The organism is Variovorax sp. 01N429 (assembly GCF_056399425.1).
The window spans coordinates 1-392 of record NZ_JBFTRG010000194.1 but is presented as its reverse complement, the minus strand read 5'-3'; the positions used below and the strand labels follow the sequence as shown (position 1 = coordinate 392).

Sequence of the window (392 nt, the reverse complement as noted above, 5' to 3'; positions counted from 1 at the left end):
GGTCATCCGCATGCTGGCGAGACCAGATCAGTATTCGTGCCGCCGCATGCGGTAGCGGATCACCAGCAGGTCGACCACCGCGACGACCCCGGTCAGGGCCAGCACGATCGCGGCGAAGATCCACAGCCCGCGTTCGGTCGGGAATGTCACGGCCGCGAACACGCACCAGGCCAGGCCCGCGAGCGACAGCGCCAACGCCCAGCGCGACAGGACCCTGCGCAGCGGCAGGTCCGTGACGGCGTCGTTCGGCTCCATCCCGTGATGGCGTACGCGCCGGTGAGCGATGATGCCCATACCCCTCGGTTACCCGGCTCGGCGCAAATGACGCGGAACGATCACGCGGGCGGGCCGGCCCTGGGGCCCGGCGCGTACCAACCGTACGGGCTCGGGAG

1 protein-coding gene is annotated in these 392 nt (G+C 70.4%); it reads right to left on the bottom strand.

The window, feature by feature from the left end:
* Nucleotides 1-27: 27 nt before the first annotated feature.
* Nucleotides 28-294, bottom strand: coding sequence for a hypothetical protein (locus AC1DSF_RS31215; protein WP_478184182.1), 267 nt, complete (start codon nt 292-294; stop codon nt 28-30).
* Nucleotides 295-392: the final 98 nt, after the last annotated feature.